Consider the following 17,482-nt stretch of genomic DNA (forward strand, 5'->3'; position numbering starts at 1 on the left):
TAAGATCATGACGTGCAGCGGAACGGTTCCAAGGCACGCGCTGGCTCTAACCGAACGCGGCCCGAACCGAAGCGTCACTCTATAACACGGCGAAAAGGGGCCATGACAAGGCGAAGACGCATTCGAACGCGCGCTGGCGAGCCCGGGGCGGCCATGTCGGGTCTCTGGCGAAGGATTCGCGTGACGCTCGCGCCACAGGAGTCTTCCAGAGTCGCAGGGAACCGGGTTGTAGCGGCTCCGTTTCGTTGACCGCATTGGCCAGCGGTGTCTTAGTGTTGGATATCGCGGCCTGGTGCCGTGAGTTGAAGGGCAGGAAATGCGCCGCACGAAGCGCAAAACGGGCGCTCTGATCGCCGGGCTGGCCGGGGGCGTTACGCTCCTGGTGATGGCCGACGTCGCCTCGGCCCAGACGGCCCAGGCTCGCACGCGCGCTCCCGCCGTCTCCCTGAACGAAGCCCAGGCCGCCCGGGCGGCCGCTGCCCAGCCCGGATCGTCCCGTTTGCGTTTCACCGAGCGCGGCCGCTGGGGCCTCGATCTGAACCTCAGCCAGCCTGTCGGCCGTGAGAGCAACCTCGGCGACGTCGAGGCCGGCGCCTACTACCGCGTCAACCCGCGCCTGCGCGTTGGCGCCGCCGCTGGCCTGGCCGAGCCTGAGAGCGATCCGGCGCGCGCACCCCAGACCGACCGTCGCGCCGCCCCGCGCTTCCGTCTGGAATCGATCTTCCGCTTCTAGTCCGGCCCAAAGGCCGACCGGATCGCCGAAACCCCTGCAATCCCGCACGCGCCCGAGCCGATCAGGCTCTGCACATTGCCGCTGTGGAGTCCCCCGAGGGCATATACCGGGCAGGGCGCGGCCCCGACCCATGCGGTGAAGCCTGACAGCCCCAGCGCCGGTCGGTCCGCGGAGGCGCCGCCTGCCGGAAACACCGGCGACGCGATCAGGGCGTCCAGTCCCGGGATCGCTCCTGGGATCGGGGCATGGGCTGCGCCGGTGACAAGCCAGTCCGGCCGGATAGCGGCCAGCCCCGCCGCCTGATCCCGCGCCCGTTCCGGCAGGTGGACCCCGTCGGCTTCTGTCGCCTCCGCCAGTTCCGCATCCATCCCGATCAACAACAGGCCGTTCCGCGCCCGCGTGGCCTCGCGCAGCCTCAGCGCCGTCTCGCGCGCATCGGCCCTGCCGAAATGCCGGTACACCACGCCCGAGCCTGTGGGCAGGCGCGCCGCTGTCTCCCAGGGCCGGGGCGTCCGGTCGGGGTCGGTGAAAAACAGCAGCGGCGGCAGCTGTCGCCCCACCCGATCACGTGAGCGGCTGACTTCGGCGGCGTCCCGTGCGAGGACGCTGGCGACTTCCCACAGGATTTCGGCGTCCGTCCGGTTCATGACCTCCTCTTCTCCCGAACCCGTTCCGTCGTCCAGCACCGTCGCCGCGCGGCTGGAATCCCTTCAGCGCCGCATCACCGCCGCCAGCCGCGCCTCCGGCCGTGCCGCCGGCGCGGTGACTCTGACCGCCGTATCCAAGACCCAGCCCGACGAGGCCATCGAGGCGGCGCTCGCGGCGGGCCAGCGCATCTTCGGCGAAAACCGGGTGCAGGAGGCGCAAGCGCGCTGGAAAGACCGCCGCGACGGGATCGCGGGTCTCGAGCTCCGGCTCATCGGGCCGTTGCAGTCGAACAAGGCCGCCGACGCGGTCGCCCTGTTCGATGTCATCGAGACCCTGGACCGGCCGAAACTGGCGGATGCCCTTGCCGCGGCGGGCGTTCGAGCCGGCAAGCCGGTCCGCGTCCTGATCCAGGTCAACACCGGCGCCGAGCCCCAGAAGGCCGGCGTCCTGCCCGGCGATACCGGCGAACTGATCGATTACGCTCGCGCCGCGGGTCTGATCGTCGAGGGGCTGATGTGCATTCCGCCCGCGGACGAAGCGCCGGGACCGCATTTTGCCCTGCTGCGAAAGATCGCGCGCCGGCACGGGCTGGCGACCCTCTCCATGGGGATGAGCGGCGACTATGAGACCGCGATCCGCTTCGGCGCGACCCATGTGCGCGTCGGTTCGTCGCTGTTCGGGGAACGAAAAGGCCCCGAAACGCCCTCTATGGACTGAAAACCGCTCCGCTTGCCGTCCAACCCTTGGCGGATCGGGCGACGCTCGCCATTCTGGTATCCATGCCCACGCCCAAGACCATACTGATCATCGACGACGACGACGACCTGCGCGAGGCCCTCGCCGAGCAGCTGGCGTTGCACGAGGCCTTCCGCCCGGTCCAGGCCTCGACGGCGGCCGAGGGCGTGCGCATGGGCCGCGAGGTTCGCGCCGACCTGATCCTGCTGGATGTCGACCTGCCCGACATGGACGGCCGCGAGGCGTGCCGCCTGCTGCGCAAGGACGGGGTCTCGACCCCGATCATCATGCTGACCGGCCAGTCATCCGATTCCGACACTGTGCTGGGGCTGGAGTCGGGGGCGAACGACTACGTCACCAAACCCTTCCGCTTCGCCGTCCTGCTGGCCCGCATCCGCGCCCATCTGCGCAGCCACGAACAGTCCGAGGACGCCGTCTTCCGCATCGGCCCCTATGAGTTCCGTCCCGCCGCCAAGGTCCTGATCGACGACAAGGCCCGGAAGGTGCGGTTGACGGAGAAGGAAACCAACATCCTCAAATACCTGTACCGCGCCGGGGCCAAGGCCGTGTCGCGCGAGGAGTTGCTGACCGAGGTCTGGGGCTACAACGCCGGAGTCACCACCCATACGCTGGAAACCCACATCTACCGCCTGCGTCAGAAGATCGAGCCCGAGCCCGGTCAGGCGCGGCTGTTGCTGACGGACGCCGGCGGCTACCGGCTCCAGCCCTAGATCCTGATCGGCCTAGCCCGGCCGCCACTCGCTGAGCAGTACGCTGCCGTCCGCATTGGTGAAGCCGACGCGGTCCAGTCGCATGGCGGCGATGCAGACCGGGCGCTGGTCCGGATTCGACGCCCTGCAGCGGATCGCACGCCCATCCGGGAACCCGGCCAGCCGGCCCTCCAGCACGACGCGATAGCCTCTCGTCGGCGCCGCCAGCGGCGTATCCCCCGTCGGACGGATGGTGAAGGCATAGGCGCGACCGTTGCGGCGGCCGACGCGGGAGTCGTCCGCGCCGAATACGGCGGCCAGGCCCACGGTCTGGGGGGAGGGCGCGCCGGCCCCGCTTTGCAGTGGATCGGCGCGCACGGTGGAGCAGTCGCCGGCGGTCAACCAAGGGCGCGGGACCCAGAAGCCCTCGACCGCTTCCCAGTCCGACTCGCTGGCGCCGGCGATCAGGGCGGTGTTCAGCCAGTCGCCGGGGGTCAGGCTCAGCTGGATGGTCTGGTTCTCCGGGCCCCAGGACCAGCGCGCCAGACCGTCGCCCGCGGCCTCGGCCTGTGTGGGCTGGGGACCGTTGCAACCGAACGGAATCCGGATGGAAAACTGGCGTCCGACGAGGGCGTCGGCGCCCTCCATCTGTTCGCCGGCGGCGTAGGCGGAGGCGGCCCGCGAGGTCGCGGCAAGCAGGTCGGCGCGGTTCAGGGTTGTCAGTGCAGCGACGGTCGGCGCCGGCGCCGGATCAGCGGTGACGGGTTCCGCGTCTATCGGTTCGGGCCTGTTTCGATCGCACTGGGCCAGGAGCAGGGCGGCGGCGACGGTTGTCAGAACGGCGACAGGGCGGGGGACGTTGCGGAAAAGTCCGGACATGCGCGGACCCTAGCATACAACCAGCCTCTGTAGCGTTCACGTCATCACCATTGACGCGGCGGACGGCGGCGGGTCTTCAGAGCCCATGAGTTTCGATCAGATTGCCGCTCTGCTTGTGCTCGTCGTTGTGGTCGGGGTTCTGATCCACGGACGGGTTCGCGCCGACGTTGTGGCGTTGTCGGGCGCCGCGGCCCTGCTGCTCCTCGGCGTGGTACGGCCGGTCGAGGTCCAGGGCGCCTTTGCGAGTCCCGCCGTCATCGCCCTCGCAGGGCTGTTCGTCATCGCCTACGCCATCGAACTGTCGGGCCTGCTGGGCCTTATGATCCGCAAGGCGACGCAGCTGGCGGCGCGAGTGGGCGCAATCGGCATCTGGGCCGTGCTCGGCATGTGCGGGGTTCTCGGAGGCTTTCTGAACAATACGCCGGTCGTGGTTCTGGCTGCCCCGGTTATCCGGGACGTGGCCCAGTCGCTGAAGTTGTCGCCCAAACGCTTCCTCATGCCGCTCAGCCATATTTCGGTGCTCGGCGGCCTGCTGACCCTGATCGGCACCTCGACCAACCTTCTGGTCAACGACATGGCCCGCAACAGCGGACAGCCGGTCTTCAGCCTGTTCGAGATCACGCCCGTCGGCCTGTGTATCGCCCTGGCCGGGGGGCTGTGGCTGTATTTCGTGGGGGCCCGGCAGCTCGGGCGCAGCGTGCAGGCCGATGAGGCCGAGCAGGCCCGGATCGCCGAGATGGAGGAGTCACGGCGCAAGGCTGCGGCCGAAGCCGCCGGGCGGCGGCGGCGGATCCTGCCCTTCAACCTGCCGAAACTGGGCGAGGCCCGCACCCATGAGGACGGCTCGGGCGACGCCCACCTCGGGGACGTGGCCCTGTTCGGCGCGGCCGACCGGCCGTTCGACATGAGGCGCTCGCTCATCGCGCTCGGCGTCTTCGTCATGGTCGTGGCGGCCGCGGGCCTCGGTTGGGCCCCGATCGCCGCCTCGGCCTTCGCCGGAGCTGTCGCCCTGATCCTGCTGAAGGTGATCACGCCCGAAGAGGCCTATGCGGGGCTGAGACCGGAAATCCTGTTGCTGATCGCCGGCATGGTGGTGGTCGGGATCGCCATTGAGGTCACCGGCCTGGCCGCGGCCGGGGCCGGCGTCCTGATCGAGGTTTTGCGGCCGTTCGGTCCGCTGGGCGGCCTGATCATCCTCTACGGGGTGACCCTGTTCGCCACCGAGCTGTTGTCCAACGCCACGGTCGCGGTGCTGATCACGCCGATCGCCGTGGCCCTTGCGGAGAGTTTCGGGGTCGACCCGCGGCCGTTCCTGGTCGGGGTGATGATGGCCGCTTCGGCCGCTTTCGCCACGCCGTTCGGCTATCAGACCAATGTGCTGGTCTATCAGATGGGCAACTACAGCTACATGGACTTCGTCCGCGTCGGCCTGCCGCTGAACCTCGTGACCTGGGTGGCCGCGATGATCGCCATCCCGATCTTCTTCCCCTTCTAGACGGCGAGATCCATCGTCACCGGCGCGTGGTCGCTGGGCTGGGTCCATTCGCGGACTGTGTCGTGGATGCGGGCGCTGCCGGGCGTCACCGCCGGCGTCAGGCCGGGCGAGGTCCACAGGTGGTCGAGGCGCAGGCCCCGGTTCGACTTGCGGAAGTCGGCGGCGCGATAGCTCCACCAGCTGGCCAGCTTCTGCGGCTCGGGGATCTGGTCGCGGACCACGTCCGCGAACCCGCCCGCCGCCTGCAACCGACGCAGGGTCTCGACCTCCAGCGGGGTGTGGCTGACGATCTTCGACATATAGCGGTGGTTCCAGACGTCGTTCTCGCCCGGTGCGATGTTGAAGTCGCCGGCCAGCACCAGCGGCCTCTGTTTGTCGCGTCCGGCCATTTCGGCGGTCATCCGCTCGTAGAAATCCATCTTGTGATCGAATTTCGGGTTCAGGGCCCGGTCGGCGACGTCGCCGCCTGCGGGAATGTAGAAATTCTGCACCTCGACGCCCTCGACCATCACGCCGACGCAGCGGGCGTGGCGTTCGCGACAGACATCAAGCACCGGCGCTTCCGCGATCGGCTTGCGGCTGGCGATGGCCACCCCGTGCCAGCCCTTCTGACCGCCGATTTTCAGATACGGCATGCCCATGGCTTCAAAAGCGGCGCGGGGGAACTGGTCCTCCAGGCATTTGATCTCCTGCAGGCACAGTACGTCGGTTCCGCTCTCGGCGACGAAGCGCGCGACCTGGTCGATGCGCAGGCGGACTGAGTTGATGTTCCAGGTGGCGATACGAAGCATTTTTTCCGGGGGCGCGGTCAGAAGGCTCCGCCTTCTCGACCCGACGCGCTCCAGGCGCAAGCGCGGGGTTTGCGCTCAAGCAGCGAGCCGCCGCGCGGCGAGCGTTAGCGCCCGCGGGGCGACTTCGTTGCCCGACAAAAAAGCGCCCGGTCGGGGGGACCGGGCGCTGGAAGGTTCGTCTCTCTCGCCGCCGGGAAGGGGATGAAATCCGTAGCGGGTCTGATCAGCTCCCGCCGACCTGTGATGAAAGTGCCACGGTTGGCGAAAAATGTCAAACTACGGTTCGCCCCTCAGGCGAAATCAGTTCCGGCCCGGACGACGGGTCGGATCGCGCAGCTGGAACAGGCTGGCGGCCAGGTTGGAAGCCGGCGTCAACGAGGTCAGCTGGGTCCGGGTGCTGCCGCCCTGGGCGTCGCGGATGGTCCATTCATGCAGCCGGATCGGGTTGCCCGCGAAGGACAGGATGACCGAGCCCTCATCCGGGCGGCGTGCATCGCGCGCGATGATGGCGAAGGCGCCGGACGCCATCCGGGTCACGCGGTCGATACGGACGCCTTGATCGAAGCGAACGTTGCGGGCCAGGAAGGTCGACAGCGGCGTCGACCCCAGGGGCACCTGACGGAAGACGTTCAGGCGCGGGTCGTAGCGTTTGACGTTCGAGCCGTCCGACACGACCAGCAGACCGGACGGGTTGGTGTATTCGAACCGCATCTTGCCGGGGCGCTGCAGCCAGAAACGGCCCTCCCGGCGCTGGGCGCCCGTGGTCTCGACGAAATTGCCCTGGGCCGAGGTCAGCCCCTGCAGATAGGCTTGGGCCTGGGCGAGGACGGCGCGATCCTCGGCCGACAGGGCGCTCTGGGCGCTGGCGGGCATGGCTGCGACGGCCGCAATGGCGGCGGTTCCGAGTGCAAAGGCGCGGCGTGAGACAGTCATAGGGTCTTCTCCCGTTCGGGATGGTTGTTGATCATGCCGTCATACCGGTCGGGAAAGGCGCGGGCATGACGCGAGCCTGACCATATTCCGACCGTCCGATGAAGCCTCGTTCATCGTCCGCAGTTCCTGCGGACGACGTTTTTGCCCTGTCGCTCGGCGCGCGGCGGCTCGCTGCTTGAGGGCGAGGCATGCGCGAAGCGCCAGGTCGCGTCGGGTCGACAAGGCGGAGCCTTGTGACCGCGGCCACCTACAATGGCGGCGGGCCCGCCAGAATATCGCGCTTGCCCGCATGATTGGCAGGACTGACAACGCCCTCCTGCTCCATCCGCTCGATCAGGGAGGCGGCGCGGTTGTAGCCGATCTGCAGGCGGCGCTGGATGTAGCTGGTCGAGGCCTTCCGGTCGCGGGTGACCACGGCCACGGCGCGGTCATAGAGGTCGTCGCCCGAGCCGCCGCCCTCATCGTCGAACCCGGCCGCGTCGCCGTCGCCGTCCGGATCGTCGGTAATCAGGTCGAGATAGTCGGGCTCGCCCTGGCTGCGCAGGTGTTTGCAGACCTCGTCGACCTCCTGATCGGTCACGAACGGGCCGTGCAGGCGGGTGATGCGCCCGCCGCCGGCCATGTAGAGCATGTCGCCCTGACCCAGCAGCTGCTCGCCGCCCTGTTCGCCGAGGATGGTGCGGCTGTCGATCTTGGAGGTGACCTGGAAGCTGATCCGGGTCGGGAAATTCGCCTTGATGGTGCCGGTGATGACATCGACCGACGGGCGCTGGGTGGCCATGATCAGGTGGATGCCGGCGGCGCGGGCCATCTGGGCCAGCCGCTGCACCGCGCCCTCCACATCCTTGCCTGCGACCAGCATCAGGTCGGCCATCTCGTCCATGACGACGACGAGGAAGGGCAGGGGCTCGGGGCGGATCTTCTCGGATTCGTAGACCGGACGGCCCTGTTCGTCGAAGCCGGTCTGGACGGTGCGTTCGAAATGCTCGCCCTTGGCGACGGCCTCGCGGGCGCGCTCGTTGTAGGAGGCGATGTTGCGCACGCCGAGCTTGGACATGCGGCGATAGCGGTCCTCCATCTCGCGCACGGTCCATTTCAGCGCGACGACGGCCTTCTTCGGATCGGTGACGACGGGCGCCAGCAGGTGCGGGATGCCGTCATAGACCGACAGCTCCAGCATCTTGGGGTCAATCATGATGAAGCGGCACTCGGCCGGGCTGTGCCGGTAGAGGATCGACAGGATCATGGCGTTGACGCCGACCGACTTGCCCGAGCCCGTGGTGCCGGCGATCAGCAGGTGGGGCATGCGCGCCAGATCGGCGACATAGGGTTCGCCGCCGATGGTTTCCCCGAGCGCGAGGGGCAGCAGGTGGGCGGGCTTGTCGTATTCGGTCGATGCCAGCAGGTCGCGCAGATAGACGGTCTCGCGCTTCGCATTGGGCAGTTCGATGCCGATGGCGTTACGGCCGGGCACGACCGAGATGCGGCAGGCGCGGGCGGACATCGAGCGGGCGATATCGTCTGACAGGGCCACGACACGGCCGTGCTTCACGCCGGGGGCGGGCACCAGTTCGTACAGGGTGACGACCGGGCCGGGGCGGATCTGGTCGATGACGCCGCGCACGCCGAACTCCTGCAGCACGCCTTCCAGCATCTTGGCGTTCTGCTTCAGGGCGTCCTCATCGACCGAGGCGACGCGCTTGGCGGGCTTGGTCAACATCGACAGCGGGGGCAGGTCGAATCCGGTCGAGGGCCGGACGAAGTCGAAGGCGGCCTGGCTGTCGTCGGCCTCGCGGCGCGGCTTCGGCGCCTTGGCGGCGGCGACCTTCGGCTCGGGCGCGCCCCGAACGGGCGCAGGGGCCTCCCATGGCGGCGATGGCTCAAGCACGTCCGGGCCGTCGTCGAGCTCCAGTACTGGCCGCGCGCGGGGCGGGGCCTTGGCGGCGGCCCGGCGGGTTTTGGCCTGCGGTGGCTGTGGATGGCGGATGCCGCGCGCCCAGGCGAGGCCGTCTCCGATATCGGCGAACCTCAGACCGACAGCATAGCCGATCCCCCACAGGGCCAGCGGCAGGAACAGCAGGCCGGCGATGACGGGCGCGCCGGGCAGGCGCAGGCCGTCGCACATCCAGCGGATCAGACCCACAATGGCATCGCCCCACAGGCCTCCGAGTCCGGCGGCCAGCGGCCAGGCGGCCGGCGCGGCGAGGGCCGACAGCGCCGCCGACAGGGCCAGGACGCCGCCCGTGGCCGACAAGGCCTTCATCGGCGTGGGCTTCAGCCGCTGCTGGATCGCGTCGCCGATGGCGGCCGCCAGTCCGAAGGCGATCAGCAAGATGGCGGCGGGCCAGGCGCCCAGCCCCAGCGACTGCATGAACAGATCGGCGAACAGGGCCCCGTTCAGGCCCAGCCAGTTCGTCGGAGCAGCGCCGGAGGCGGCATTGAGGCTGGGATCGGCCGGATTCCACGAGATCAGCGCTACCAGCAGCAGGGCCGCGAGCAGGGCCTGAAGCACGCCGCGGAATTTCACCGTGATCGGCGCGCCCCACAGAATGCGGGCGCTGACCCAGGCGCGCTGGCCGATGGCGAGGGCGGCGGACATGCGGCGACGAACTCCGAACGGGCGAGACAGTCCGCTGTTGTCGCGCGAGGAGGGTTAAGGGGCTGTTTACCAGCCGGCCCGATCCGCGACCTTCCGGCGCTGGACGGGCGGGCGGCGAAGCGCGACAACCGCCCCATGAGCCAGACCGCCCGTTATGACGTCATCATCGCCGGCGCCGGCATGGCCGGGGCGACCTTCGCGCTGGCGGCGGCGCAGGGCGGGCTGAAGGTGGTTCTGGTCGATCCCCAGCCGTTCGACGCCCAGCTGGCGCCGACCTTCGACGGGCGGTCGACGGCCATCGCCTTCTCGACCTTCCGCATGCTGGACGCCTTGGGCGTCGGCGCGGCCCTGCGGCCCCACGCCTGCCGCATGGACCGGATTCTGGTCACCGACGGACGCCGGCCCGGCGCGGCGTCGCGGCCGCAGTCCTCCGCCTTCCTGCGGTTCGACGCCGAGGAGATCGGCGACCGCACCGACGGCGAGCCGCTTGGCTATATGGTCGAGAACCGGCGTATCCGCGTCGCGCTCTCGGAGGCGGTGACGACGGCGGGCATCGAGGTGCGGGCGCCGGCGTCGGTGGTCGGGGTCGAGGCCGTGGCGGCGATGTCACGCGTGACCCTGGCTGATGGTTCCGCGATTGAGGCGCCCCTGGTCGTCGGGGCCGAGGGCCGGACCTCGCCTGTCCGCAAGGCCGCCGGGATCGGAACGGTCGGCTGGGGCTATGAGCAGAGCGGGGTGGTGGCGACCGTGTCCCTCGGCCGGGACCACGGCAATGTCGCCCACGAGTATTTCCTGCCGTCCGGTCCCTTCGCCATCCTGCCGCTGACCGAGCGCCGCGCCAGTCTCGTCTGGACGGAATCGACGCGGCGGGGCGATGCCCTGCGGGCGGCGTCTGACGAGGCCTTCCAGTCCCATCTGATGCGGCGGTTCGGCGACTTCCTCGAGGACGTCACGGTGGTGGGACCACGCTTTGTCTATCCGCTGTCCCTGCAGCTGGCCGAACAACTGACTGCCCCGCGCACGGCGCTGATCGGCGACGCGGCCCATGCCGTGCACCCGGTCGCGGGACAGGGCCTCAACATGGGGCTGAAGGACGCCGCCGCCCTCGCCGAGGTGCTGGTCGAGGCCTTGCGCCTGGGCGAGGACATCGGCTCGGAGACGGTGCTGGACCGCTACGCCCGCTGGCGCCGGTTCGACAATGCGGCCCTGGCCGCCGGCTTCGACGGCTTCGTGCGGCTGTTCTCCAACGACATCGCGCCGGTGCGGCTGGCCCGCACCGTCGGTATCGCCGCCGTCAACCGCATCGCCCCCCTGCGCCGCGCCTTCATGCATGAGGCCGGCGGCGCAACGGGGGATCTGCCGCGGTTGTTGAGAGGCGAAGCGGTCTAGTCCAGCGCCCGCGCCTCTTCGGGCAGCATGATCGGCACGCCGTCGCGGATCGGAAAGGCCAGTTTGGCGCCCTTCGACACCAGCTCCTGCCGCTCGCGGTCATAGGTCAGCTTGCCGCGCGTGACGGGGCACACCAGCACCTCAAGCAGGCGGGGATCAACGGACGGCGGGGTGTGGAAGGCGTCGCTCATGGTCGCACCTATTGAATGGAGGGGGTCTCGCCGTCCCCGTCGCCGGCCGCATCGATCGTCAGCAAGGCGGTCAGGACCGTTGAGCGGTCGGTCAGGCTGGCGGCTTCCAACAGGGCCTGTTTCTCGGGCGGATCGAACGGCAGGGCCATGGACAGGCTGTTGATCAGGGCCTCCGGCGGCGCCGTCTCGGCCGTGTCCCAGTCGATATCGAGGCCGCGGGTCTCCAGATAGGCGCGCAGGGCGTCCAGCAGGCCGTCGCGGTCCAGGCCGACATCGTCGACCGGGGGCGCGCTCAGATCAGCCTCGAACGGCGCGAAATCGGCGCGGATCTGGCGATAGGGCGTCTGGGTCTGGATTTCATTGCCCAGCCGGAACCGGGCGCAGCCGGTCAGGGTGATCAGATAGCGGCCGTCCGAGGTCTCGGCGAAACTGGTGATCCGCCCCGCACAGCCGACCGGCGACAGGCCCGGAAGGCGCTGTGGCCCGCCCTGCGGCTGGATCATGCCGATGATCCGGTCCCCGGCCATGGCGTCGTCGATCATGTTCAGATAGCGCGGCTCGAAGATATTGAGCGGCAGCTGGCCGCGCGGCAGCAGGATGGCGCCGGGCAGGGGAAAGACCGGGATTACCTGCGGCAGATCGGCGGCCTTCACATACCCCTGCGCCACGCCCGTCTCCTATGCGAACAGGATGGAGGACAGGCGGCGACGCCCGTCCCGCGCCACATCCGACCCGGCGCCGGCGGCTTCGAACACCACCAGCAACTGTTTCCGCGCGGCCTGGTCGTTCCATTCGCGGTCGGCGGCGACGATCGTCAGCAAACTGTCGACCGCCCCTTTCAGGTCGCCGGACGCGGCCTGGGCCAGCGACAGGTCAAAGCGGGCCTGATGGTCGGCCGGATTGGCGGCGACACGGGCTCTCAACTCATCGTCCGCGGCCGTTGGGGCCGCCGACAACAGCGCCAGCTGGGCCCGGACCGACTGGACCGTGGCGTCCCTCGAATCCTGCGGGGCCATGGCGATGGTCTGGCGGGCCTGATCGACATCGCCGTCTGCCAGATAGACCCGCGCCATGCCGGCGATGGCCCGTTCGTGGGCCGGCTCGAGCGTCAGCACCTGGGCGAAGGCCTGGGCCGCGCCGCCCAGATCGTTGAGCGCGAGCGATTCCTCGCCCAGCGACATCAGCTGTTCGATATCGGAATTGGCGCTGGTCCCGCCCGTCAGCTTGTCGATGAAGGCCTTGAGCTGGCTGTCCGGCACCGCGCCCTGGAATCCGTCGACAGGCTGACCATTGACGAAGGCGTAGACGGTCGGAATCGACTGGACCCTCAGCTGGCCCGCATAGGCCGGGTTCTTGTCGACGTCGATCTTGACCAGTTTGACCGCCCCGCCGGCGGCCCGGACGGCCTTTTCGATCATGGGCGTCAGCGTCCGGCACGGCCCGCACCAGGTCGCCCAGAAATCGACCAGTACAGGCTGCGACTTCGAGGCCTCGATGACATCGGTCATGAAGCCGGCGTCGGAGCCGTCCTTGATCAGATCGGGGGGCAGGGTGGTCGGGTCGGCGAAGCTCATCAATCGATCCTGTATCGGAAAGGCGTAACGCGGCAGGCCTCAGATGGTCGCGGGCAGGCCGGGTCTCAAGTGGGGTCGGCGCCGGATCCGGCGGGGCTCAGTTTCCAGCGGATCTTGGTCTCGGAATCGGTGCGGGCCGAACCGCGCACCACGATCTGCAGCGAACGCCGGGTCAGGCCTTCGTCGATATGGACCGAGGGCTCGATGGCCACGTCCGGACCGTCCGTGCGGAACCACCAGCCCCGGCCCGAATGGCCGCGCAGCAGGATGGAGCGGCGGTCCCGGGCGAGCGAGGCCTGGACGCCCGGCTCCAGCTGGAACCGGACGGCATAGGGCGCGGCGATGGCGCGGATGACGTCCTTGTGCCCCGGCGCGGGATGAAGCCGTTCCTCGGCCCGCAGCTCGTCGAGCCGCTGGTCCAGGTACAGGCGGCGCTGGTGCAGCAGGCCATAGTCATGGACCCAGCCGTCGTGTTCGACCTCCAGCCAGACCGCGCCCTCGCCGTCCCGCTGCTGGACATCGACATGCAGGGGCCGGCCGATCAGGCGGTGGCCCATCAGTTCGGCCTTCCAGCCGCCGAGCGGTTCGCCGGTCGAGCCCTCGCCGAGCGTCAGGGTCGAATGGCCAGGCGGCAACCGCAGCCCCTGACGGTCGCCGGCGCGGGGCGTCCAGCCGCAGCCGGTGACCAGCCGGTCCTTGCCGCAGACGATCTCCAGCGCCATCGGCTGGGCGCAGGCCGCGCCAGACCAGATTCCACGTGCCGGGCCGGCTACGTCGGCGGCGACGGTCAGAAGCGGGCTGCGGATGCGGGCGATACCGGCCACGACCCGGCTGTGCAGATCGGCGGCGGGCGCCTCGTCATGGGCGCGGGCGGCGGCGATCCGGGCCGGGGTCGACGGCCCTCCGCCCTGCATGGTGACCAGCCGTCCGTCGGGAAGGGTCAGGAGTCGCAGGGCGGCGGTCAGCCGCTGGATCGCGCCGCGGACCGCCTCCGGGCTGACCTCGGACAGCTGGGACAGGGCGTCGTCGAGGGTCAGAAGGTCGAGCAGCAGCTCCAGCCCCGCCTCCGGGCTGCGCGAGGCATGGCCGCCGTCGGCGCCGACGGTGCGTTCGAGCGCCCCCGGCAGGCGGCGCAAGGCGGCGCGGCGCAGGGAGACGCCCGGCTTTCCGGCCAGGACGCAGCCGGCCACCGCCGCGGCGGTCAACCGTTCCGCGGCGCCGGCGATGCCGCCAGGCGGGCGCAACAGCTGCCGTCCCTGACGGCCGAGGATGTCGGCCAGCCGCAGTCGTTCGGCCTCGGTCGCCACCTGTCCCATGCGGCGGGCGCCGCACGACAGGTTCAGGGTCCGTCGCGCCAGCACCTCCGGCCCCCAGGCGAAGGGTGACCAACGCGCGAAGGCCGCGCCCCAGGCGAGGGTCAGCCGAACGGCCTCGCGCGCGCCACGCTCGCCCTGCAACATCAATGACGGCAGCCAGGCGAAGGCGTGAAGTTCGGTGGCGAAGGCCCGGCTGGGGCTGGGGCGGTTCCACGGATCCTCAGGGGCCGCGGCCTCCAGGCTGGCGCCGGCGAGGATGAAACGGCCGTCAACAACAGCCTTGCCCGGCGCCGGTTCGGCGGGCCGGAAATCGCGGGGCGTGGCCGCGAAGGCCTGAACCGGAGCGCCCTTCAGCGTCAGGCTGTAGCCGGGCAGGCCATACAGTTCGATCCACAGCTGGCGGGTCAGCATCCTGCCGACGACGGCGGGCCACAGACCGGGGCCCGTCGCTGCGCCGGTGGTGCGGACCGGCGTGCGCATCGGGGCGCCGCGCAGGCCGGGGATCTCGCCGGGCGGCGGCGTGTCGGCCTCGGTTCGGAAAAAGCGACCGAGCGGGTTCACGCGGACTTCAGCGCCTGGATGTTGGCGGCATAGGCCGACGGCCCGCCCCGGAACACGGCGGTGCCCGCCACAAGGGCGTCCGCCCCCGCGGAAACGCAGGCGCCGGCGTTGGCGGCGGTGACCCCGCCATCGACCTGCAGATGCGCCTTCGAGCCGGCGGCGTCGAGCAGGGCGCGGGTCCGCTCGATCTTGCGCAGGGTGGTCCCGATGAAGGACTGGCCGCCAAAGCCCGGATTGACCGACATCAGCAGCACCAGATCGACCAGGTCGATAACATCCTCGAGCACATTCAGCGGCGTGCCGGGGTTCAACACCACGCCCGCCTTCGCCCCCAGCTGGCGGATACGGCCGAGGGTGCGGTGCAGGTGCGGCCCGCTTTCGGGATGGACGGTCAGGATGTCGGCGCCCGCCTCGCGATAGGCTTCCAGCCATGGGTCGACCGGCGCGACCATCAGATGGACGTCGAACGGCAGCCGGGTGTGGGGCCGCAGCGCCTTCACCACATCGGGGCCGATGGTGATGTTCGGCACGAAATGGCCGTCCATGACATCGACATGGATCCAGTCCGCGCCGGCGGCGTCCAGCGCGCGAATTTCCTCGCCCAGCATCGCGAAGTCGCTGGCGAGGATGGATGGACAGATCAGGGGCGCGGCCATGAACCGGGGATAAGGCGGGTCGCGGGCGGGAGCAAGGCGTGGCTTGGGTCCGGACGACTCCGGCGCTACACGGTTCGGTCATCGGCCTTTGGAGAACCGTCATGAGCGAACATCTGGCTGTCGTCGAATGGAGCCGCGGCGATCAGGATTTCACCGGCAATCGCTATTCCCGCGCCCATGACTGGCGTTTCGACGGCGGGGCGGTGGTGCGCGGCTCTTCGGCGCCGACCAGCGTGCCGGAGCCCCTGTCCGATCCGGCCGCCGTCGACCCGGAGGAGGCGCTGGTGGCGGCCCTGTCGAGTTGCCACATGCTGTTCTTCCTGGCCTTCGCCGCCAAGGGCGGGTTCACCGTCGACACCTATCGCGACGACGCGGTGGGGGTTCTGGGCCGGGATGAACGCGGCAAGACGTCGATCATATCGGTGGCGCTGAGGCCTGCGGTCGCTTTTTCCGGCGAGAACCAACCTGACGCCGCCGCCATCGACGTCCTGCATCACCGGGCCCACGAGGCCTGCTACATCGCCAATTCGATCCGGGCGGATGTGACGATCGAGCCGCGCTAGACCGCCGGCGCGACCGCGACGTCGTTCAGAAGGGCCACGAAGCGCCGCTCGGCCTCGGCGGCCAGTTCGGGGTGATAGCGCATCGGCGGGGCGGTCATCGGCTCGTCAAAACTGTGGGTGCCGTCGGCGATCCAGGTCTCCACATCGGCCCCGCAGTTGCGGACCATGTCGTGCACCTGCTGGGCGTTGCGCACCGTGGTCAGGTGGTCGGTGCGCGAGATCACCGCCACGGTCTTCGGACAGTGCCTCCAGGGCCGCATCCGGTTGAAGGCGCCGATGCCGACATAGGGATAGGCCAGCCAGGTCCCTATCACGCCATCCAGCGTGACCGCGCCGGGGTCGGCGACGCCCAGCATGCCGGCGGCGCGTTCCGAGCTCATCGCCTCCATGATGCCCCAGCCGCCGTGGCTCCAGCCGGCCAGCACGATCTTCGATGCATCGACGTCGGAGCGCTGCGACACGCCGAACAGGGCTGCGAGCACATCCCCGGCCCGCTGCGATCCGTGCAGCAGGATGCCGGTGCAGACCATGGCCATTGAGAACTGGCGGCTCCAGCCGCGCGGCCCGTAGGAGTCGACGATAAAGGCCCGCCAGCCGGCTGCCTTCGCCGCCGCCGCATATTTCGGCAGATGGCCCCGCAGACCGCCGCAGCCGTGGAACAGGATCACCGCCGGGCGGGGACGATCATCGTCGGGACCGACCACGGTGACGGCCGGCTCGAGCATCGACCAGCGTTGGGAGAGGGTTTGCATGGCAGGGACCTTAGCCGGAGCGGCCGGTGCGTCGAAGTGATTAGTGGCTACTGGCTAGTGGTTCGCCGCCGCGAGCGCCGATGGTCGGATGCGAGTCACAGGAGCGGCCCACTAGCCACTAGCCACTCTCCCGCTCAGTGCCTGAACACCCGCACGCCCGTGAACGCCATCGCCACCCCGGCCTCGTCCGCCGCCGCGATGACCTCGTCGTCGCGGATCGAGCCGCCGGGCTGGATCACCGCGGTGGCCCCCGCCGCCACGGCCTCCAGCAAACCGTCGGCGAAGGGGAAGAAGGCTTCCGAGGCGCAGGCCGACCCCTGGGCCAGTGAATGGGCCAGGCCCTTGGCCTCGCCGGCTTCGCGGGCGCGGATGGCGGCGATGCGGGCCGAGTCGCGGCGGTTCATCTGGCCGGCGCCGATGCCGGCGGTCTGGCCGTCCCTGGCGTAGACGATGGCGTTCGACTTCACATGCTTGGCCACGGTGAAGGCGAACAGCATGTCCTCGATCTCCTGCGGCGTCGGCTGACGGCGGGTGACGATCTTGAGGTCAGAGGCGGCGATGCGGCTGCGGTCGCGCGACTGGACCAGGAAGCCGCCGGCCACCGAGCGATAGACTTCGCCGGCCGCCAGCGGATCGGGCAGGCCGTCGGTCAGCAGCAGGCGCAGGTTCTTCTTGGCGGCGAAGATGGCTTGCGCCTCGTCATCGGCGCCGGGGGCGATGACGACCTCGGTGAAGATGTCGGTGATCAGCCGGGCGTCGGCGCCGGTCAGGGTCCGGTTGACGGCGATGACGCCGCCGAAGGCCGAGACGGCGTCGCACTCCAGCGCCCGGACGTAGGCCGTCGCCAGATCGCCGCCCACGGCGACGCCGCAGGGATTGGCGTGTTTGACGATGACGCAGGCCGGGCCCTCGAACTCGGCGACCAGCTCATAGGCGGCGTCGGCGTCGGCGATGTTG

The 17,482-nt window shown here is 69.7% G+C and carries 17 protein-coding genes and 1 pseudogene; 6 read left to right on the top strand and 12 right to left on the bottom strand.

Going from position 1 to position 17,482, the window contains the following annotated elements:
- Positions 1–316: 316 nt before the first annotated feature.
- Positions 317–733: an NtrZ family periplasmic regulatory protein gene (locus B3E43_RS15265; protein ID WP_292031034.1), complete on the top strand. Its 417-nt coding sequence runs from the start codon at positions 317–319 to the stop codon at positions 731–733.
- Here B3E43_RS15265 and B3E43_RS15270 read toward each other — a convergent pair.
- Positions 730–1,380 (bottom strand): thiamine phosphate synthase, encoded by a 651-nt coding sequence (locus B3E43_RS15270; protein WP_292031035.1) that lies wholly within the window; start codon positions 1,378–1,380, stop codon positions 730–732. The genes B3E43_RS15265 and B3E43_RS15270 overlap by 4 nt on opposite strands.
- Between B3E43_RS15270 and B3E43_RS15275 the strand changes: the two genes are divergently transcribed.
- Positions 1,379–2,098: a YggS family pyridoxal phosphate-dependent enzyme gene (locus B3E43_RS15275; protein WP_292031037.1), complete on the top strand. Its 720-nt coding sequence runs from the start codon at positions 1,379–1,381 to the stop codon at positions 2,096–2,098. The genes B3E43_RS15270 and B3E43_RS15275 overlap by 2 nt on opposite strands.
- Before the next feature lie 62 nt (positions 2,099–2,160).
- Positions 2,161–2,847, top strand: a complete 687-nt coding sequence (locus B3E43_RS15280) for a response regulator transcription factor (protein WP_292031038.1) — start codon at positions 2,161–2,163, stop codon at positions 2,845–2,847.
- A gap of 12 nt (positions 2,848–2,859) precedes the next feature.
- Here B3E43_RS15280 and B3E43_RS15285 read toward each other — a convergent pair whose 3' ends face one another.
- Positions 2,860–3,705: a hypothetical protein gene (locus B3E43_RS15285; protein ID WP_292031039.1), complete on the bottom strand. Its 846-nt coding sequence runs from the start codon at positions 3,703–3,705 to the stop codon at positions 2,860–2,862.
- A gap of 85 nt (positions 3,706–3,790) precedes the next feature.
- Between B3E43_RS15285 and B3E43_RS15290 the strand changes: the two genes are divergently transcribed.
- Complete coding sequence (locus tag B3E43_RS15290; protein ID WP_292031040.1) at positions 3,791–5,200, top strand: SLC13 family permease; 1,410 nt, start codon at positions 3,791–3,793, stop codon at positions 5,198–5,200.
- On the opposite strand, the gene B3E43_RS15295 is transcribed toward B3E43_RS15290, so the two are convergent.
- The 3 genes from B3E43_RS15295 to B3E43_RS15305 form a co-directional block, all read right to left on the bottom strand.
- Entirely contained in the window at positions 5,197–5,991 is a 795-nt protein-coding gene (locus B3E43_RS15295) for an exodeoxyribonuclease III (RefSeq protein WP_292031041.1), read from the bottom strand. The two genes, B3E43_RS15290 and B3E43_RS15295, sit on opposite strands and share 4 nt — an antisense overlap.
- A gap of 300 nt (positions 5,992–6,291) precedes the next feature.
- On the bottom strand, positions 6,292–6,924 hold the full coding sequence (locus B3E43_RS15300; RefSeq protein ID WP_292031042.1) for a LolA family protein: 633 nt from the start codon (positions 6,922–6,924) through the stop codon (positions 6,292–6,294).
- Between the two features lie 247 nt (positions 6,925–7,171).
- Positions 7,172–9,523 (bottom strand): FtsK/SpoIIIE family DNA translocase, encoded by a 2,352-nt coding sequence (locus tag B3E43_RS15305; protein ID WP_292031043.1) that lies wholly within the window; start codon positions 9,521–9,523, stop codon positions 7,172–7,174.
- Between the two features lie 135 nt (positions 9,524–9,658).
- Here B3E43_RS15305 and B3E43_RS15310 point away from each other — a divergent pair, with 135 nt between their 5' ends.
- Complete coding sequence (locus B3E43_RS15310) at positions 9,659–10,912, top strand: UbiH/UbiF/VisC/COQ6 family ubiquinone biosynthesis hydroxylase (RefSeq protein ID WP_292031044.1); 1,254 nt, start codon at positions 9,659–9,661, stop codon at positions 10,910–10,912.
- On the opposite strand, the gene B3E43_RS15315 is transcribed toward B3E43_RS15310, so the two are convergent.
- From B3E43_RS15315 to rpe, 5 genes are all read right to left on the bottom strand, one after another.
- Entirely contained in the window at positions 10,909–11,103 is a 195-nt protein-coding gene (locus tag B3E43_RS15315; protein ID WP_292031045.1) for a Trm112 family protein, read from the bottom strand. The genes B3E43_RS15310 and B3E43_RS15315 overlap by 4 nt on opposite strands.
- Before the next feature lie 8 nt (positions 11,104–11,111).
- Entirely contained in the window at positions 11,112–11,771 is a 660-nt protein-coding gene (locus B3E43_RS15320) for an LON peptidase substrate-binding domain-containing protein (RefSeq protein ID WP_292031046.1), read from the bottom strand.
- 9 nt (positions 11,772–11,780) lie between these two features.
- Entirely contained in the window at positions 11,781–12,677 is an 897-nt protein-coding gene (trxA, locus tag B3E43_RS15325; RefSeq protein ID WP_292031047.1) for a thioredoxin, read from the bottom strand.
- A gap of 65 nt (positions 12,678–12,742) precedes the next feature.
- Positions 12,743–14,554, bottom strand: coding sequence for a heparinase II/III family protein (locus B3E43_RS15330; RefSeq protein WP_292031048.1), 1,812 nt, complete (start codon positions 14,552–14,554; stop codon positions 12,743–12,745).
- Complete coding sequence (gene rpe, locus B3E43_RS15335; RefSeq protein ID WP_292031049.1) at positions 14,551–15,210, bottom strand: ribulose-phosphate 3-epimerase; 660 nt, start codon at positions 15,208–15,210, stop codon at positions 14,551–14,553. Before rpe ends, B3E43_RS15330 begins: the two co-directional genes overlap by 4 nt.
- 101 nt (positions 15,211–15,311) lie before the next feature.
- Between rpe and B3E43_RS15340 the strand changes: the two genes are divergently transcribed.
- The gene (locus tag B3E43_RS15340; RefSeq protein WP_292031050.1) at positions 15,312–15,773 is read left to right on the top strand and encodes an OsmC family protein; all 462 of its coding nucleotides are present in this window, start codon (positions 15,312–15,314) and stop codon (positions 15,771–15,773) included.
- On the opposite strand, the gene B3E43_RS15345 is transcribed toward B3E43_RS15340, so the two are convergent.
- Together B3E43_RS15345 and purH are read right to left on the bottom strand one after the other, a co-directional pair.
- Positions 15,770–16,525 (bottom strand): dienelactone hydrolase family protein, encoded by a 756-nt coding sequence (locus tag B3E43_RS15345; RefSeq protein ID WP_292031051.1) that lies wholly within the window; start codon positions 16,523–16,525, stop codon positions 15,770–15,772. The two genes, B3E43_RS15340 and B3E43_RS15345, sit on opposite strands and share 4 nt — an antisense overlap.
- A gap of 134 nt (positions 16,526–16,659) precedes the next feature.
- A pseudogene (purH, locus tag B3E43_RS15350) lies at positions 16,660–17,482 on the bottom strand (bifunctional phosphoribosylaminoimidazolecarboxamide formyltransferase/IMP cyclohydrolase); the annotation flags it as partial.

The organism is Brevundimonas sp. UBA2416, from assembly GCF_002343105.1.
Taxonomy (GTDB): domain Bacteria; phylum Pseudomonadota; class Alphaproteobacteria; order Caulobacterales; family Caulobacteraceae; genus Brevundimonas.

Excerpts from the sequence above, each read along its gene's own strand:
- B3E43_RS15265 (WP_292031034.1), top strand. The coding sequence starts at position 317 with ATGCGCCGCACGAAGCGCAAAACGGGCGCTCTGATCGCCGGGCTGGCC.
- B3E43_RS15275 (WP_292031037.1), top strand. The coding sequence starts at position 1,379 with ATGACCTCCTCTTCTCCCGAACCCGTTCCGTCGTCCAGCACCGTCGCC.
- B3E43_RS15270 (WP_292031035.1), bottom strand. The coding sequence starts at position 1,380 with ATGAACCGGACGGACGCCGAAATCCTGTGGGAAGTCGCCAGCGTCCTC.
- B3E43_RS15280 (WP_292031038.1), top strand. The coding sequence starts at position 2,161 with ATGCCCACGCCCAAGACCATACTGATCATCGACGACGACGACGACCTG.
- B3E43_RS15285 (WP_292031039.1), bottom strand. The coding sequence starts at position 3,705 with ATGTCCGGACTTTTCCGCAACGTCCCCCGCCCTGTCGCCGTTCTGACA.
- B3E43_RS15290 (WP_292031040.1), top strand. The coding sequence starts at position 3,791 with ATGAGTTTCGATCAGATTGCCGCTCTGCTTGTGCTCGTCGTTGTGGTC.
- B3E43_RS15295 (WP_292031041.1), bottom strand. The coding sequence starts at position 5,991 with ATGCTTCGTATCGCCACCTGGAACATCAACTCAGTCCGCCTGCGCATC.
- B3E43_RS15300 (WP_292031042.1), bottom strand. The coding sequence starts at position 6,924 with ATGACTGTCTCACGCCGCGCCTTTGCACTCGGAACCGCCGCCATTGCG.
- B3E43_RS15305 (WP_292031043.1), bottom strand. The coding sequence starts at position 9,523 with ATGTCCGCCGCCCTCGCCATCGGCCAGCGCGCCTGGGTCAGCGCCCGC.
- B3E43_RS15310 (WP_292031044.1), top strand. The coding sequence starts at position 9,659 with ATGAGCCAGACCGCCCGTTATGACGTCATCATCGCCGGCGCCGGCATG.
- B3E43_RS15315 (WP_292031045.1), bottom strand. The coding sequence starts at position 11,103 with ATGAGCGACGCCTTCCACACCCCGCCGTCCGTTGATCCCCGCCTGCTT.
- trxA (WP_292031047.1), bottom strand. The coding sequence starts at position 12,677 with ATGAGCTTCGCCGACCCGACCACCCTGCCCCCCGATCTGATCAAGGAC.
- rpe (WP_292031049.1), bottom strand. The coding sequence starts at position 15,210 with ATGGCCGCGCCCCTGATCTGTCCATCCATCCTCGCCAGCGACTTCGCG.
- B3E43_RS15340 (WP_292031050.1), top strand. The coding sequence starts at position 15,312 with ATGAGCGAACATCTGGCTGTCGTCGAATGGAGCCGCGGCGATCAGGAT.
- B3E43_RS15345 (WP_292031051.1), bottom strand. The coding sequence starts at position 16,525 with ATGCAAACCCTCTCCCAACGCTGGTCGATGCTCGAGCCGGCCGTCACC.